General features: G+C 44.8%; 12 protein-coding genes. 7 read left to right on the top strand and 5 right to left on the bottom strand.

The features are described 5' to 3' along the window. Positions 1 to 209: 209 nt before the first annotated feature. Entirely contained in the window at positions 210 to 2,414 is a 2,205-nt protein-coding gene (katG, locus tag A28LD_RS01995; protein WP_007419384.1) for a catalase/peroxidase HPI, read from the top strand. A gap of 105 nt (positions 2,415 to 2,519) precedes the next feature. On the opposite strand, the gene A28LD_RS01990 is transcribed toward katG, so the two are convergent. After that, the gene (locus A28LD_RS01990) at positions 2,520 to 3,725 is read right to left on the bottom strand and encodes a GGDEF domain-containing protein (protein ID WP_007419383.1); all 1,206 of its coding nucleotides are present in this window, start codon (positions 3,723 to 3,725) and stop codon (positions 2,520 to 2,522) included. Positions 3,726 to 3,990: 265 nt separating this feature from the next. On the opposite strand from A28LD_RS01990, the gene rluF reads away from it, so the two are divergent. Next, on the top strand, positions 3,991 to 4,944 hold the full coding sequence (gene rluF, locus A28LD_RS01985; protein ID WP_007419382.1) for a 23S rRNA pseudouridine(2604) synthase RluF: 954 nt from the start codon (positions 3,991 to 3,993) through the stop codon (positions 4,942 to 4,944). Positions 4,945 to 4,998: 54 nt separating this feature from the next. On the opposite strand, the gene A28LD_RS01980 is transcribed toward rluF, so the two are convergent. Further along, on the bottom strand, positions 4,999 to 5,331 hold the full coding sequence (locus tag A28LD_RS01980; protein ID WP_139043491.1) for a hypothetical protein: 333 nt from the start codon (positions 5,329 to 5,331) through the stop codon (positions 4,999 to 5,001). Between the two features lie 116 nt (positions 5,332 to 5,447). Between A28LD_RS01980 and A28LD_RS01975 the strand changes: the two genes are divergently transcribed. Both A28LD_RS01975 and A28LD_RS01970 read left to right on the top strand, forming a co-directional pair. Further along, on the top strand, positions 5,448 to 5,780 hold the full coding sequence (locus tag A28LD_RS01975; RefSeq protein WP_007419380.1) for a DUF6768 family protein: 333 nt from the start codon (positions 5,448 to 5,450) through the stop codon (positions 5,778 to 5,780). A 157-nt stretch (positions 5,781 to 5,937) separates the two neighbouring features. Continuing rightward, positions 5,938 to 6,987, top strand: coding sequence for a linear amide C-N hydrolase (locus tag A28LD_RS01970; RefSeq protein WP_007419379.1), 1,050 nt, complete (start codon positions 5,938 to 5,940; stop codon positions 6,985 to 6,987). A 55-nt stretch (positions 6,988 to 7,042) separates the two neighbouring features. Here A28LD_RS01970 and A28LD_RS01965 read toward each other — a convergent pair whose 3' ends face one another. Beyond that, a complete protein-coding gene (locus A28LD_RS01965) occupies positions 7,043 to 8,254 on the bottom strand; it encodes an NAD(P)/FAD-dependent oxidoreductase (RefSeq protein WP_007419378.1) in 1,212 nt (403 codons plus the stop codon). Between the two features lie 563 nt (positions 8,255 to 8,817). Here A28LD_RS01965 and A28LD_RS01960 point away from each other — a divergent pair. From A28LD_RS01960 to A28LD_RS11815, 3 genes are read left to right on the top strand one after another with little or no spacing between them, the layout of a single operon-like run. Next, positions 8,818 to 9,990 carry an EAL domain-containing response regulator gene (locus A28LD_RS01960; protein ID WP_007419377.1) on the top strand — a complete coding sequence of 391 codons (1,173 nt, stop codon included), beginning with the start codon at positions 8,818 to 8,820 and terminating at the stop codon, positions 9,988 to 9,990. A gap of 17 nt (positions 9,991 to 10,007) precedes the next feature. Next, positions 10,008 to 13,127: a hybrid sensor histidine kinase/response regulator gene (locus tag A28LD_RS12325; RefSeq protein WP_007419376.1), complete on the top strand. Its 3,120-nt coding sequence runs from the start codon at positions 10,008 to 10,010 to the stop codon at positions 13,125 to 13,127. 5 nt (positions 13,128 to 13,132) lie between these two features. Then, positions 13,133 to 15,745: a hybrid sensor histidine kinase/response regulator gene (locus tag A28LD_RS11815; RefSeq protein ID WP_007419375.1), complete on the top strand. Its 2,613-nt coding sequence runs from the start codon at positions 13,133 to 13,135 to the stop codon at positions 15,743 to 15,745. A 219-nt stretch (positions 15,746 to 15,964) separates the two neighbouring features. On the opposite strand, the gene A28LD_RS01945 is transcribed toward A28LD_RS11815, so the two are convergent. Both A28LD_RS01945 and A28LD_RS01940 read right to left on the bottom strand, forming a co-directional pair. Next, on the bottom strand, positions 15,965 to 16,342 hold the full coding sequence (locus A28LD_RS01945) for a hypothetical protein (RefSeq protein ID WP_139043490.1): 378 nt from the start codon (positions 16,340 to 16,342) through the stop codon (positions 15,965 to 15,967). A 113-nt stretch (positions 16,343 to 16,455) separates the two neighbouring features. After that, the gene (locus A28LD_RS01940; RefSeq protein ID WP_139043489.1) at positions 16,456 to 17,478 is read right to left on the bottom strand and encodes a tetratricopeptide repeat protein; all 1,023 of its coding nucleotides are present in this window, start codon (positions 17,476 to 17,478) and stop codon (positions 16,456 to 16,458) included. Positions 17,479 to 17,480 lie beyond the last annotated feature (2 nt).

The following is a 17,480-nucleotide window of genomic DNA, read 5'->3' as shown; positions in this document are numbered from 1 at the left end:
CTTATATATATCGTTTTTTAGCCTTTTTTATGCATCAATTCAAAAAACCAATTAGGCTATTCGAGAAAACAAACTTTCAATGCTTGCTGGTGGGGTCTATATTCGTTAAAGATAAAAAGTACCTATGTTGTTAGTAACTAACGTAAAAATCAACAGCATGGCGGTGAACCACAAAAATCACCGAAAACTAGTTTAACGAGGAGATAGTGATGGATAAGAACAACACATCTGGGGGCAAGTGCCCAGTAATGCATGGTGGTAATACGCGCATGGGCGGTATTGGCACTAAGAATTTAGATTGGTGGCCGAATCAACTGAATTTACGAATTCTGCACCAGAACGATAAAAAATCGAACCCACTTGGGGAAGATTTTAACTATGCTGAAGCCTTCAAGAAAATCAATTTCAGCGAATTGAAAAAAGATATCGAAGCTGTTTTAACCGATTCTAAAGATTGGTGGCCAGCAGATTATGGCCATTATGGCCCATTCATGATTCGCATGGCATGGCACGCTGCTGGTACTTACCGCATGGGCGATGGCCGTGGTGGTGCAGGCACGGGTAATCAACGTTTTGCGCCATTAAACAGCTGGCCAGATAACGGCAACCTTGATAAAGCACGCCGTTTATTGTGGCCAATTAAGCAAAAATACGGCAACAAAATTTCTTGGGCCGATTTATTCGTACTCACCGGTAACGTGGCAATTGAATCGATGGGTGGCGAAACCTTCGGTTTTGGTGGCGGCCGTGCCGATATCTGGGAACCAGAAGAAGATATCTACTGGGGTGCTGAAGATGAATGGCTTGGTAACAAGCGCTACACCGGTGATCGTGAACTAGAAGTTCCATTAGCAGCGGTACAAATGGGTTTAATTTACGTTAACCCTGAAGGCCCTGATGGAAACCCTGATCCGCTAGGTTCTGGCCGCGATATTCGTGAAACGTTCAAACGCATGGCGATGAACGATTACGAAACCGTAGCACTAACTGCTGGTGGCCATACGTTTGGTAAAACTCACGGTGCTGCACCTGATTCGCACCACGGCCCAGCACCAGAAGCGGCACCGCTGGAAGAAATGGGCTTTGGCTGGAAAAACAGTTATGGCACAGGTAAAGGTGGCGATACCATTACTAGTGGCCTAGAAGGCGCGTGGACAGCTAACCCAATTCAGTGGGATAACGGCTACTTTGATGTGTTGTTTGGCTACGAGTGGGAGCTCACTAAGAGCCCAGCAGGCGCACAGCAATGGGCAGCGAAAAACTTAGCTGAGAAAGATCATGCTCCAGCTGCTGATGATGCGCAGAAAAAAATGCCATTAATGATGTCTACTGCTGATATCGCAATGCGTGAAGACCCTGAATATCGTAAAATTTCTGAGCACTTCCATAAAAACCCAGCGGAGTTTGCTGATGCATTCGCACGTGCTTGGTTTAAGCTAACGCACCGTGATATGGGGCCAAAAGCTCGTTACTTAGGCCCAGAAGTGCCAGCTGAAGATCTTATTTGGCAAGATCCAGTGCCAGAAGTTGATCATGAGCTTGTAAACAACAGCGATATCGCTGAGCTTAAGAAAACTATTTTGGATTCAGGCTTAACCGTATCAGAATTGGTTTACACGGCTTGGTCTTCTGCTGCTACGTTCCGTGGTTCAGATAACCGTGGTGGCGCGAACGGCGCACGTATTCGTTTAGCACCACAAAATGCGTGGGAAGTGAACCAACCTGAGCAGTTAAAGAAAGTGTTGGCTACTTACGAAGGCATTAAGAAAGATTTCGATTCTGCGCAATCTGGCAACAAGAAAGTATCATTGGCTGATTTGATCGTTTTAGGTGGCTCTGCCGCTATCGAGAAAGCAGCAAAAGATGCCGGCCACAGTGTTGAAGTGCCGTTTACTCCAGGCCGTACTGATGCAACGGACGAACAAACCGATGCAGAATCGTTTGAAGTGCTCGAGCCAGTAGCAGACGGTTTCCGCAACTACCTAAAAACACGCTATACCGTGTCTACAGAAGAGTTGTTGATCGATCGTGCTCAGCTACTAACCCTAACGGCACCAGAAATGACAGTGCTAGTAGGTGGTATGCGTGCGTTGAATGCTAACTTCGGCCAAAGCCAGCATGGCGTGTTCACTGATAAGCCAGGTACGCTAACTAACGATTTCTTCGTGAACTTAGTAGACATGGACATCGAGTGGAAGCCAACTTCGGAAGAAGCGGAAGAGTTCGAAGGCCGCGATCGTAGTACTGGCGCAGTTAAATGGACAGGCACGCGTGTTGATTTAGTGTTTGGTTCAAACTCGCAACTACGCGCACTTGCTGAAGTTTATGCACAGAGCGATGCCACCGAGAAGTTTGTAGGTGATTTCGTGAAAGCTTGGACGAAAGTAATGAACGCTGATCGGTTTGATGTGTAATTACAAATAGCTACAAACCATAGTGAAAGGGAGCGCCATGCGCTCCCTTTTTTTTATGGGTGCAATCTAGGATCTATAGTTAAGGCTAGTAGTTAAGGCCGATAGTTAAGTAAAAACAACTTGGTTACGGCCGTTTTCCTTGGCTTGATACAACGCTTTATCGGCATCACTGAGTAACATTTGGAAATCGGTATGTTCGGGAATGCAAAGTACGCCACCGATACTTATCGACAGAGGAATACTAAGGTTATCTATTTTCACTGGCTTGGCGGCAACTCGTTTGCATAATCGGTTACTTAGTAAACGCGCTCTTTCAAGATCTACACCGGGCAACGCAATTGCGAACTCTTCACCACCTACTCGGGCAAGAATATCGGTATCTCGAAGCTCGTTTTGTAAGCACTTTGCTACCCAGCGTAGGCATTCATCGCCCACAGCATGGCCCCAAGTATCGTTTACATCTTTAAAATAATCTAAATCGACCATTAAAACGCATATATTCGTGTTGTTTATGCGGGCATATTTGAATTGCTCTTCGGCTTCTTGAAAAAACGCCCGGCGATTATAGAGCTTGGTTAAATCATCGATATTGGCTAATTCAACAAGCCGCTCTTCGGTTTTGGAAAAAACCAACAGTGGAAACATAAGCGCGGTAGTGGTGGTGAGCAATAAATGGCTGATAAAAGTAATATGTAGCATTGAGCTCATGCTGGCCTCGGGCGCTTCAACAACGGCACTTGCGATAATTCCGGTATCTACTTGTGCAACTGGCTGTGCCCCCGGTGCAGCGATTAAAGTAACTATCATGGAACCTGCCTGCAGAAGCATGGTGATTACATGTAGCGAGAAGAACAAACACAGCAGTTGTTGCGGCAGTTGCATTGAGGCTTTTACATTAACAAGCAGATATACGGCCCAAAGGAATAAACTGGCGATTAAAATTGAAGTAACTGGAGAAATCCAAGCATACATCGGATAAAGAAGGGCTAATCCGATGGCAATAGCCAGCATTAGAATGATTTGCCCGCGCCATTTTCGCGCGCTTCGTGGTGCCCGAAAATGTTGAACGCCTTTTACCGCAAGCAGTGGAGCAGCAATTAATAGAACCGATGCAAACCAGTGGGTAAGCCATGGCATATCAATGTAATTTCGTGCAGCCGCAATACTGCCACCGGCCACAAATACCCAGCAGGAAACAGCCCAATACAAGAAGCATCGTTGCTGTTGGCGTAGTTTATAGATCACCAGTAACAAACCACCCAGAATGAGGTTAAGTAAGAGAATAATTCCTATCAGTGTGGGTAAGTGCAACGAAGTGGCTCCTGATTATGATATCTTGTGCTTTGTATTGACTACGGTTTTGTACCCAGTTTTGTTCCCTGCCTAACACGTTATTTCACTCTTTGTTTTGCAGAAGAATAATTTACTTTATAATTAGCGTCCCGGGTTCTGGTTTCTCTTCCCTGTTATATCGGGGTTTTGCCTAAAAACTTGAACGCTTCTGGGTGCAACCCTAGCGTAATTAAACAATACATCAATGAATGATTCGATTCACTCTAATAAAAGTTAAATATTCATGCCGAATACTTCAGAAACGCGGTTAAATAAATACATTAGCGAAAGCGGAATTTGCTCGCGCCGCGAGGCCGATCGCTTTATTGAACAAGGTAATGTTTTTATTAATGGCCGGCGAGCGGTTATGGGTGAGAAGGTGGGCCCAGATGATGAAGTGAAGGTAAATGGCCAGCTGATAGAATCGCAGAACAAAGAAGGTTTTGTGTTCATTGCTCTAAATAAGCCAGTTGGCATTGTAAGCACTACAGATTCAGCCGAAAGAGCCAATATGGCTGATTTTGTGAATCATGAAAAACGCATATTTCCGATTGGTCGGCTCGATAAAGATTCCCAAGGTTTAATTTTTCTTACCAGCAATGGTGATTTGGTAAATAAAATTTTGCGTGCTGGTAACAACCACGAAAAGGAATACGTGGTTACGGTAAATAAGCCAGTTACTGATGATTTTATTCAGGGCATGAGCCGCGGCGTTCCAATACTTGGCGAGATTACTAAAAAATGTAAGGTTAGTAAGGTTTCCCGTTTTGTATTTAAAATTACTTTGGTGCAAGGGCTGAATCGGCAAATTCGCCGCATGTGTGAGCACTTTGATTATGAAGTGAAAAAGCTTGAGCGCATTCGCATAATGAATATTGAGCTGAAAGGTTTAGGCATTGGGGAATGGCGCGATTTAACTGAACAGGAACTGGATACCTTATTGCAATCGGTGGCGCACTCATCATCAGAAGCCCCGGCAGGGCATAAGAAAAAGAAACCGGTGAATAAGCCGAAAGCGCGTGCTGGTAAAGATACCGTTAGCAAACGCCAAGGCGCGAAGCCAGATCCGTGGGGCACACGAAGTAGAAGTGATAAGAACTCCAAAGCTGCAGTTGGAAAATCAGGGCCCCGTGATTCAAAACCAAGTAAGAAACCTACTCGTAGTTTGATTCGTAAAGCGATTAAGAAGAACTCTTAGTGGTTTGCGTTGAGCCTGCAACAAGGTAGATAGCAAAAACTTGTGCGGGGAAGTTTATTCAGAATTTGTGCTAATGCCCTTTAGCAGCAGGGGCATTTGCCGAAATTTACGCCCCTCATAACTATCTTCCATTACCCGACGTTCCATTTCTTCCGGATTTTCCGTAACCGCAAGTAAATACTCAAATCGCGTAATAGCTGCTTTTGCTGCCTTCGGTAAATGCTTCTTCTGCTGATAATGGTTAACGTTCGCGCGCAATATTGCTACGCGATCCGGATCTTCTTTCAAGCACACGAACGCCTGCTCAAAGTAGCTTAAATTTTCCGCTTTTGGTTTTCGTTCACGCTGCGGGCGGCGATTCCGCACGGGGTAATATGCTTGGTTCATTTTTATAATTTTCAAAACTCGCAGAAATTCATAAGTAGTGCTATCAATTATTACATGAGAATCCACTAAATGGATTTGTATCGAATAGCACACAACAGGAATTGGAGTAGCGAGCGATGAACGTAGCAAACAAAAAGATACATACAGAGAGTAAGGGTATGAAAGGCTTAATCGCGTATTTAAAACAGGGAATTAACGGTGATTTAGGCTGGTTGCTTAAAATTGGTTATTGTTTGGGCGTGATACTAACGGTGATAATGGCATTTTGTGCCTACCAGTTTTTTACAGCCTCCCCAAATACTCAGGTATTTTGGGGAGTATTGTTTATCCTTACGCTTAATGGCCAAATGGCCACTAAGCTGTGGATTTATATGCAAACGAACCATAGCCAAACCATGCAGGAGCTTCGGTCGATTGAAAAGCGTTTGAAATCGTTAATTAAGAACTGAAGGTATTGCGTCAGAGTTTTTATATGAAAATTAAAATACTTATCCGGTTTAAGCGTTAGTTTTTTCGAGAGCGATGATCAAATTACAGTTAAATGTTGTAATTATGTGATGCAATATCGCCTTGTTAGGAATACTCTCGTTATTAGGAAGGGACTAAATGAAAAAACTATACTCTACTATTGCAGCGGCTGTTTTTGCTGCCACGGTTACTATGCCAACAGCTGATGCATGCACACGGCTGGTTTATTTGGGCCCAGATAACACTGTTCTTACCGGCCGTAGTATGGATTTCTCCATCGATATTCCAGCCAATTTGTGGATTTTTCCTCGGGGTATGGAGCGCAGTGGGCAAGTGGGGCCAAATTCAATTACTTGGCAATCTAAGTATGGCAGCGTAGCTGCTAGCTCATGGGATATCTCTACACCCGATGGTATGAATGAAAAGGGCCTAGTGGCCAATATGCTGTGGTTAGTTGCTTCTGAATATCCTGAATTTGATGCTCGCGGTGATACACCAGGCCTTACCATTTCTGCTTGGGGCCAATATGCATTGGATAATTTCGCAACCGTTGCGGAAGCGGTGGCATTTTTTCAAGATGAGCCATTCGCCATTGTTTCTGATTTTATTCCGGGAACTGATAAGTTTACAACCGTGCATTTATCGCTTTCTGATGCCAGTGGCGATAGTGCCATTTTTGAATATATTGGCGGCAAACTAGTGGTGCATCATAGCCGCGATTATCAAGTAATGACGAACGATCCACCTTTTGAACAGCAGCTCGCTATTAAGAGCTATTGGGATACAGTTCCAGGCAAGGCATTTCTGCCGGGCACTGGTAAAGCAGCCGATCGCTTTGTACGTGCTTCCTATTACCTCGATATGATTCCGCAAACTAGCAACCCGCAAATTGCTGCCGCCAGTGTTTTTAGCGTTGTTCGTAATGTATCTGTGCCTTACGGCATTGGTACGCCAGAAGAACCGCATTTATCAAACACTCGTTGGCGTGTGGTAGCTGATCAAAGCAATTTAGTATATTACTTTGAAAATGTGCTTACCCCGAACGTAGTTTGGGTAGATTTCGCTAATGTAGATTTCAGCGCGAATGCACCGGTTAAAAAATTAGCGCTCGATCAAGGCGAGATTTATGCGGGTGAAGCAAGCGCATACTTTGCAGCTTCGGCGCCGTTCGAATTCAAAGGGCTTTAAGTTCGGGTTGTACCAGCTTGCAATCGTCTCATTGCAGGCTGGTACAAATCACGCATTAGCTTAGGCGTTCGAACGAAAATAATTGGGCTAATTTGTGTTGCCTGCCCTGAATTTGTTCGCGAAGTAATTTTGCGCCGATCATGCTGTAAGTAATGCCGTTGCCACCGTAAGCCATAGCAAAAAGCACACGTGGGCCATGTTGTTCGTGCGGGCCAAAGAACGGTAAGCCATCAGCTGTTTCAGCAAATGTGCCAGCCCAAGAAAATGTTGGCTTAAGCTCAAAGTTAGGAAAAATATCAGCGATACGATTGATAAGCTTTTGGCATTTTTTCTCCACTCGAGCATCGCGTTTCGTCGGAATATCAATGTCGTCATCTTCTCCACCTACCAATAAGCGCCCTTCACCCGTGCAACGAAAATACAAATATGGGCGCGCCGATTCCCACATCATGGTAGTGGTTAATGCCCCAAGGGTATCTGCATCCATCGGGTCGGTTATGAAAGCATAAGTGCTAAGGTTTTTCGCCACCTTTTGCTGCAACCATTTTTGCGAGGCGTAGCCTGCCGCCAGAACTACATACTGGCAGCTAATTTTTACCCCTTCCTCGGTGCGCAAAGTAACCCCGTTTTCATGGGTTGTGATGGCTTCAATGGTGGTTCTATCGAACACTTGGCCGCCGCGAGTAACTAATCGTTCTAATAACCGATACGTCATGCGGTAGGGATCTATACGCGCGGCATGGTGGGTTAAGATAGCTCCCGAAGATAGCAGGCCGTAGCGTTCTCGTACCGCATTAGCGGCGAGCCAATCAGCTTTAAAGCCGTGCTTGTGGCGTAACTTAAACTCGTTGTGTAGCGTATTCTCATCTTCCGGCTGGCTGGCAAAGTAAAGGCTTTGTTGGCGAGCGAAATCAACATCACCAACCTCAGAAACGAGCTCAGCAAGAGCATTAATCGCATCGGAACAGCCCTGATAGGCCATTACTCCATTTTCTTCACCGTACCATTTAACGAGATCCAATAAATGTGTATCGATTTCATATTGCAGTAACGCCGTACTAGCAGAGGTGCTCCCCCAGCCAATATCGCGTTGCTCAACTACCACGGTAGCGAAGCCACTTGTAATTAACTCATCGGCAATCAAAGCGCCGGTGATGCCGCCGCCAATCACCACAACATCACATTTTAAATCGGCTTTTACGGCAGGGAAGGCCGACATAAGACCATTTTTAACTGCCCAAAATGGGTATCCACTTTTTAAATCCATAGCTCCTCCTGAGCGCCTCTGCGATCAACCTGAAATGGTAGTGAGCGCAGCACGGATTACATCTTTCTTTGCAAACAATCTAATCCACCTGTTAGTACCCCAACTGGCGCAACCGGTGGGCCAATGGTTTAACACTAGTTGTGTTTGGTGAGTTTTGCTTGCGAATGAATGTAAGTAAAAGGAAAAATCTTGGGCTAAATTGGCGTTTATCTGAAGGAAATGCATGTTTGTAATTTGAAAACCATAAACATTTGCTTCGATTGAAACGTTACAGCGTTACCAATTTCACAGCTATGCTCGCTAGTATTGAAATTGTTAAGAGGATATTGTAAAAAAAACAGTAGTATTGATTAGGTGTCTGTTGGTTCAGAAACTACTATGTAGGCTCGCCCAGAAGTATTGGATGCTTTGTTTGAGATTGAATTCGACGGCTCTCTTTGTTGTCAAAAATTACGCTTAACCGTGATTTACTGCAGAGACGTTGCATGAAAAAAAGTTTCGATGATTGATAAATCTCCGTTGTGAGCCGAATTAAAACGGCTTTGTTTATTGAGGGCACTTTCATGCAAGTAGAAAAAAGCGTGGGCCGTTTATTGGTTCTTGATGATGAAATGGACGTGGCTAGCACAATCTGTTTGATGGCCAAAGCTTCAGCCTTTGAAACTGATTACACAGATGATTGTGATGTTTTTATGGAGAAAGTACTAGCTTGGTCACCCACTCACGTAATGGTCGACCTCCAGTTGGCAGAACGTGACGGCATAGAAGTTATTCACGAGTTGGCTGAAATAGGATTCCAAGCTGCTGTAATTATCATGTCAGGTTTGGGGGGTCGTATCTTGGATTCATCGGCGAGAGCTGTCCGCGAAAACGACCTGAGATTGTTGGGCACATTATCAAAGCCGTTTTCTCGTTCAGAGCTGCTGGCATTGTTGGCATTAGATACCCAGCAAGTTGCTCTGCCACGCAAATATTCAATGCAATCAGTGACCGCTGAACAACTTCACGACGCGCTTAGTGCTAACGTTTTCGTTACTCACTTTCAGCCCAAAATTTCTTGCTTTACAGGTAAGTTGGTCGGATTTGAGTGTTTGGCGCGTTGGCAGCGTGAAGATGGAAGTATGGTACCTCCAGATCAGTTTATTGGCTTGGCGGAACGGTCAGGCCAGATCGATGAACTCACTCGCCAAATTTACAGTTTTGCCCTGAGAAATATCCCACGTGAAGCGGAGTCTCAGAACCTTAAATATGCGCTCAACCTTTCACCGATTAATTTGGCCGACGAAACTTTTCCACGCTGGCTGCTTACTGAGTGTCAGAATAATAATATTTCCCCATCAAAAATCATCTTAGAAGTTACTGAAACAGCCAGCATGGACAATCCTCTAGCTTTGTTAGAAAGCTTGACACAGTTTCGGATTCGCGGATTTCATTTGTCAATTGATGATTTTGGAGTTGGCTATTCCTCCCTAGTGCAACTGGCGCGGCTACCTTTTTCAGAATTGAAGATCGATCAGATGTTTGTAAAAACACTATCCAGTTCTGATGAGTCCCAAAAAATCGTTGGAGCTGTGATCGGACTTGGAAAATCGTTGGGATTGAATGTGGTAGCCGAAGGCGTAGAGGACGAGGAGGCCTTACATCACCTGATAGACCTAGGATGCGATGAGGCTCAAGGCTATTTTATCGCTCGGCCGATGGATGAGCAGGCCGCTTTGGCTTGGAGTAAAAAGTGAGGAGGGGTAAACAAAAAATGACTCGATCTGATGATGCTTTATATCAACGGTTGTTCAAAGCCTCACCAGGAAAAGTTCTGGTCTTACTCCCAGAAAAATTCGAAATTATTGCTGTCACTGATGAATATTTAAGAGCCACGATGTCACAAGAGAGTGATCTTGTCGGAAAAACACTCTTTGAGGTTTTTCCGGATAATCCTGATGATCCGTCATCCGACGGTGTAAAAACGCTCGCGGCTTCGTTGCAAAGGGTTTTGTCAATGAAAACAGCCGATATAATGGCCGTTCAACGCTATCCGATACGTTTGCGCGCAGGCGGCTATGAAGAGCGATTCTGGAGTCCGGTGAACACTCCAGTTTTAGACAACACCGGTGCAGTAGAGTTTATCATGCACCGAGTGGAGGATGTGACGAAAATCTTGCAGGACGAAAATATAGAATCGTTGAACGAACCCAATAACCGTCTGGCTATTCAAGACATCATGATTCGTTCGAAAGAGTTGAGACAAACCTTATCAAAGCTACAGGAATACGAGGCTCGTATGCGCACGTGCGAGCGGCTGTTGAGTATTGGCACTTGGGAATATAACCCAAGAACAGGAGATCTGAATTGGTCGAAGGAAGTTTTTGACTTCTACGATGTGTCTAATTGCTCATCTCCATCAAATCTTGATGAATACTTTGCCATGGTACATCCCGATGACAGGGAGAACGTACGCGCAATTTATAAAACCTTTTCTAATGAAGATGCTCCCCAAATCCTGTTCGAGCACCGTATTCTTGCTCGAGATGGCCGTGCTCGATGCATCAAAGGTGTCGGTGAACGTCATACTAGTCCTGATGGTGAAATTGTTGTTGGCTACGTTCAGGATATTACTTCTTCGATAACAACGCGTGACAAATTGACACGGGCAGAGCAGCTGCTCCGATTGGCCGGTGAGAAAGCACATTTAGGGGGTTGGCGTATAGAGCTGGATTCCATGACTGTATTCTGGACATCGGAGACAGCTGCCATTCATGGTATGCCTGTTGATTATGCGCCCTCCAATATTGACGAGGCTACACAATTTTATGCTCCAGAATTTCGTCCAATGGTTGAAGCGGCATTCGAGCAATGTGTCCAGGAGGGTGATGCGTTTGATATTATCTGCCAGCTACTGTGCCCCGACGGTAGACGCCCTTGGGTGAGAGCAATCGGTGAAGCAGAATCGAATGAGCAAGGTAAAATCATAGCAGTTCAGGGGGCATTTCAAGATATTTCTGTGTTGCAAGAAGCACAGCTTCGAGCCGACGAAAAAGAGCGCGAGCGCCTAAATATTCTCGAGAGTATTAGTGATGCGTTTTTTGCATTGGATCAGCAGTGGCACTTTACCTACCTCAATCAACAGGCGAGCCAACTGTTGAATCGCTGCGCAGATGATTTGATGGGGAAACATATTTGGACAGAGTTTCCCGAAGCTAGAGGAAGTCAGATAGAACAGCAGTATAAAAAAGCACTTGAAAGCCAAAAAACCGTGAGTTTTCGAGAGTTTTTTGAGCCATTGAATAAATGGTTTGAGATTAACGCCTATCCAATCCCCGATGGTCTCGCGGTTTATTTTCGGGATGTGACGCGCGAACATGAACACCAAGAACGGTTTAACCTAATTTCAAAAGCCACCCGCGACGTAATTTGGGACTGGAATTTTGCAATGGATAAAGTCTGGTGGAATGATTCAATAACTGAGTTATTCGGGTATTCCCCATCGGAATTGGAACCGGGCCCGGAATCTTGGACACGTCGCATTCACCCAGAGGATCTTGAGGAGGTTGTTAAAAGTATTCATGAGATTATTGAGGGTGATAAAGACTATTGGAAGGGCGAGTATCGCTTCATTAAACGAAATGGACAAATTGCGAATGTTGTTGACCGTGGATTTGTGGTTCGTGATGCGAATGGTAAGGCAACTCGAATGGTTGGGAGTATGCTCGATATTACAGAAAGAATGGAATTGGAATTAAAGCTACGTGAATCGCAAAAGCTTGAGGCTGTAGGCCATCTGACCGGAGGAGTAGCCCATGATTTCAATAATTTATTGACGGTTATTTTAGGAAATGCGGAAATGATGGTAGAGCGGGCTGTTGATAAAGAACTTCAGGTCATGGCCGGTATGATAATATCTGCAGCCACGAGAGGAGCTGACCTCACCAGCCGCCTTTTAGCGTTTGCGCGCCGCAAACCACTCAATCCTAAACTTACGAATCTTAACGAGCGGGCTGAAGCCTTGCAGAGGCTCATTTGCCGCACTTTGCCGGAGAATATCGAAATAGATATCTCGCTAGCGAACGATTTAGGGGTGGCGGAGATTGATGCCGGTGAACTTGATGCAGCTTTGCTTAACCTCGTTGTTAATGCGCGTGATGCCATGCCGGGTGGGGGCAAGATAACCATTGAAACCAACAACATACTATTGGATCAACATTATGCTGAACGGCACGGTGAAGTTGCTCCTGGTGAATATGTGATGATATGTGTGGCGGATACAGGGGTAGGCATGAGCACTGAGGTGTTTCAGCGAGCATTTGAGCCTTTCTTTACCACTAAATCAGTTGGAAAAGGTAGTGGTCTTGGTTTAAGCATGGTGTTTGGTTTCACCAAACAGTCAGGTGGGCATATTAGCATTTACTCAAAGCCGGATGAGGGTACATCTGTGAAACTTTATTTTCCTCGAGTCCAGCGTACACAGCAAGTGAGGTGTCAACCATTACCGGCTCTATTGCCGGAGGGTAATGATGAGCATATTTTGATTGTCGAAGACGACCTGTTAGTCCTACAATACTTGGAACGTCAATTGCATTTTTTAGGCTATCAGGTTACAACTGTTAGCTCTGGGCCGGATGCACTTCGCATTTTGGCTGCGCAGAACAATATTGAACTCCTTTTGACCGATGTTGTTATGCCGGGTGGGATGAATGGACGTGAGCTTGCGAATATAGTGAGAGAAACTTACCCATCTCTGAAAATTCTGTTTACCTCGGGCTATGCCGAAAACGCCATTGTTCATGAAGGCCGACTTGACCCAGGAGTTGAACTGCTGGGTAAACCCTATACCCGTTTAGAGCTGGCAAATAAAGTGCAGCAAGTACTTCGAGGTTAATTTCTTTGAAAACAATTACCGCACTTTTCCCTTATCCGGCCCTCAATATTAGTGTGATCTGGATCGGTTTAATTCTGGTTTTTTTGACAGACCTCTATACGCCGCTTGGCTTCGCGCACGGCGTTCTTTATGTACCAGTACTTGCTGGTGCCATGTTGCTTCCTGGAGTTAGTCAACGAATGCAAATCGGGGTACTGTTGACTGGTTTAACAACCAATGCGGTGGCCTATTTGTTGTTACCTAATTTTTCCAATTTGCCGGAAATAGTGATAATCGGGAATCGAGTTCTTTCGGCACTTATTTTATGCTTGATTTATATCTATCTACGAAATTTGCGTACCGTGAAACGCCAAAATGTCGAGATCAAAGATCTTGAACAATTACAGCGCAAAACAATGCATGATTTTATAGAAGCGATGCCAGTACAAGTTTGGTCTGCAGATGCCAGTGGTGCTATTGATTTTGTCAGTAATAGCTTGGCTGAGTTCTCGGGAGAATCAAAAGAGAGTATTGTTGATAATTGGCTATCATTTCTTCATCCGGATGATCGAGAAAACACCGTAAAAATATGGAGCCGCTCGGTGGCAACTGGTGATCCGTATCGAGTTGACTTTAGGTTGCGACGCTATGACGGAGAACATGTCTGGTTTAAAACTCAAGCCGTTGCTCAACTCGATGAAGAAGGGAAAATACTGCGCTGGTTTGGCTCATCTATAGATATAGACGACCTGCGTATACTGCAAGAGAAAACAGAACGGCTGGCGTCGAAGTTTCGTCATACAGTAGAGAGCATTACAGATGCCTTTTTTACCCTTGACCATGAATTCCGTTTTACCTTTGTAAACCAAAAAGCAGCAGAGATACTTGGTGGCTCAGCTGAAGATATGCTTGGTGAGATAATTTGGGAAGAATGCCCGATCGGTTATCAGAGCCCCTTCGCTAAGAAATATCGTCGTGTTGCAAAAGAAAAGCAAAAACTTCATTTTGAAGAATACTTTGCGCCTAAGGGTAAATGGCTGGAAGTTCATGCCTACCCATCTTCTGATGGGATATCGGTTTATTTTTCGGATATTACAACTTCGCGTATAGAGAGAGAAAGGCTTAAGCTGTTAGACCTTGCGGTGTCGAGGTTGAATGATATTATTATTATCACTAAGGCTAGCCCCTTGGATGCACCTGGTCCAGAGACCGTTTATGTTAATGAAGCCTTTGAAAAAGTAACCGGCTATTCGGCAAGTGACATAATTGGAAAAAGTCCAAGAATGCTTCAGGGGCCAAAAACTAATCGTATTGAACTGGATAAGATAAAAACTGCATTAATAGAAAAGAAATCGATTCGTACACAATTGGTTAACTACACCAAATCAGGTGAAGAATACCACCTCGAAATCGAGATAGTTCCTCTGATCAATGACACGGGAGCGTGTACACATTTAGTTGCAATCGAACGCGATATCACCGACCGCCTTGAGCTCGAGAGACGACTGCGTGAATCGCAAAAATTAGAGGCCGTTGGGCACCTTACTGGAGGTATCGCTCACGATTTTAACAACTTATTAACGGTTATTCTCGGCAACTCAGAAATGATGGTTGAACAAACCTCCGATTCTGACCTAAAAGCTATGACACAAATGACATTGTCTGCTGCGCGTCGTGGTGCTGAATTGACCAGCCGTTTACTCGCATTCGCTCGCCGGCAACCACTCGACCCAAAACCAACAGATTTGAAGCAGTTATTGGAGGGGATGCGAGCTTTAATTCGTCGAACGCTCCCACGTGATATAGAGCTCGAAATTATAACTTCTCTTGATCTCGGTATCACCGAAATCGATGCTGGAGAGCTGGAAACTGCATTATTGAACCTAGTTATCAACGCTCGCGACGCGATGGATAATGGGGGAAGGCTAACTATCGAGGCGAACAATGCGGTGCTGGATGAGAGTTATGCTGCGCGTCACTCTGAAGTTACGCCCGGTGACTATGTAATGGTGTGCGTATCAGACACTGGCAGTGGTATGGACGCGAATACTATTTCTCAAGTTTTTGAACCGTTTTTTACGACCAAAACCGTAGGAAAAGGAAGCGGGCTAGGTTTGAGTATGGTTTTTGGTTTTACCAAGCAATCCGGCGGTCATATTAAGATCTACTCTGAGCTTAATGAAGGTACATCAGTGAAACTCTATTTTCCGAGAGTTAAAAGCGTTTATCAGGAACGTTATGAGGTGATAAAAAGGAATCAACCAAAAGGTGGCACAGAACATATTTTGATGGCCGAAGATGACGATTTGGTTAAGCAAAGCCTGCAGCGACAATTGCGCTCCTTGGGATATCGTGTGACGGCCGTTAACTCGGGACCCGAAGCACTGAATGCTCTCGAGGCACATAGTGATATAGATTTGCTACTGACCGACATAGTTATGCCCGGGGGCATGAATGGGCGCGAGCTGGCGGATAGAGCTAAGGAGAGGTTCCCGACTGTGAAAGTATTATTTACTTCCGGCTATACTGAAAATGCGATAGTTCACCATGGACGACTGGATCGTGGAGTTACCCTTCTTAGCAAGCCTTATACTCGGTTGGAGCTGGCTTCGAAGGTGCGCTTTGTCTTGGACGAGTGATGTGTAACATGCTAGAAAGAGATGCCTGGTGGGGGCCTAAATCCCTTAGGCATCTTTTGGGTTCCTTTATGCCCTCAGAGGTAGTGGTATGTAAGCTATTAACGATGTCGTTAAATCTTAGGCCTTACCAGTTCTGATTATCTTCATTGCCTCACCAATCAAAATGGTGTTGGAAGCTAGTACCTCATCGATTAAATCGCTGAATTGAAGTATAGCTTCCTAATTTATTGTAGACGAATCAATGCTTAACACCCAGTTTACCTTTTCGATTTTGGGCAATTTTATTTCAGCAATAACCTTATGATCAGGAAACTCAGCCCACACGTTTACTACTTCGATATGCTCGATAGCGTTTACTTGGCAACCGGTTCTAGCAGATATAACCATGTATCTTTCGTTAGCAAAGGTAACGGATGACCATGGGCTTTGATTAATTAAGTTAAGCTGACAGTTTTGGTTATTAAGAATAACGGTGCCTTGTAAAAACAACTCAATATCGTCAAGGTGTTGATTTAATAGCTCTCTATTGATTGTCTTGTCTTTTAACCAGCCCTGATTCAGGGCTACGAGGTCATGAAACGATATCTGATACTTCACGAGCCCATCCTGAGTAACGTTCAGAAACGAAGTGCTAAATGAATGAGCGTAGCTTGTTGGCGCCGTAAAAAAAAGCACAGTACTTATTAAACTAATGAAAAAGTAACGTAGCATTATTCGACTCCTGTGTTGGATTGTTTTGAGACTAATGCTTGGGCGTGCTCCAGTAATTTTCGATCAAAGGGCTCTTTTGCTACTGAGTAATTAATCTCGGCCCAATGAAGTGCGGCCTCAGGTTTAGGCTCTACATAAGTGAAGTAGTAGGCGATGTCTGCACTGTGAAGCTTATCGTTTCTAATCTCCCGCAATTGAATTCTTTGTTTTGCGTAATCAACCCAACAACCACCGCCTATTGTTTGTTGTGCCCGCGCTAAACGGACAGCTATAGCATCGACCACGGTTTCGCTGCAATCAGCAATTAGTGCGCGAGGCACTGACAGTGAAGGAGCAAATAGAAAGCTGTCAAGAAGCAGTTTTTGTTCAACAATAGTTTTCGGCTCAGGCAGCTCCGATAGCCAGTGTTGAGCTTCCTCGTAGTGTCCCAGTAGAATAGCTTGTTCTGCGAGTATCTGGAGCCGCCACTGACGGACGACCATGGAAGACTGTGCGTCATTTCGTTGGTGGAGCTGTTTTAATTTGTTGTATACCGGCTGTGGGTTTTCTTCACGCCCTTCTACTTCTAACAAGCAAGTGGATACGATGCCGAGTTCGTGGTGACCAAATAGATTCGCGCAAATGCTGCGCGCTTGGTCAATATTTCCCTGAGCAAGCTTGATACGAGCCAGCATTAATGAACCACGTAAATGTCTCGGCTCGCGCGCGATTACGGCCGCTAAGCTTTTTTGTGCGGCTTCAAATTCATGCTGATATTGATATAAATCAGCGCTCGCGATTAACCAAGGGATATGTGTTGACGAATTAGGATGCTCAAAAACGTCGGTCTGTATGCTTCGGGCTTTTTGTAGCAATTCATGGCTATCTGAGCGCCGTATTACTTCCAAATAGGCCTCAACAAGTTTGGCCGCACTTTCCAAATTATTGGGTTGCTGTTGGTAGGAGTACTCAGCCTCAGTTACTTCAGCGGGTACTATGGCAGCTTCTGGCTGCCATAGTACGTCGTCCGACGAAACCGCCATGT

Origin of the sequence: Idiomarina sp. A28L (assembly GCF_000218785.1) — a bacterium.
In the GTDB taxonomy this organism is placed as follows: domain Bacteria; phylum Pseudomonadota; class Gammaproteobacteria; order Enterobacterales; family Alteromonadaceae; genus Aliidiomarina.
This window is presented reverse-complemented; position numbering and strand designations above follow the sequence as displayed.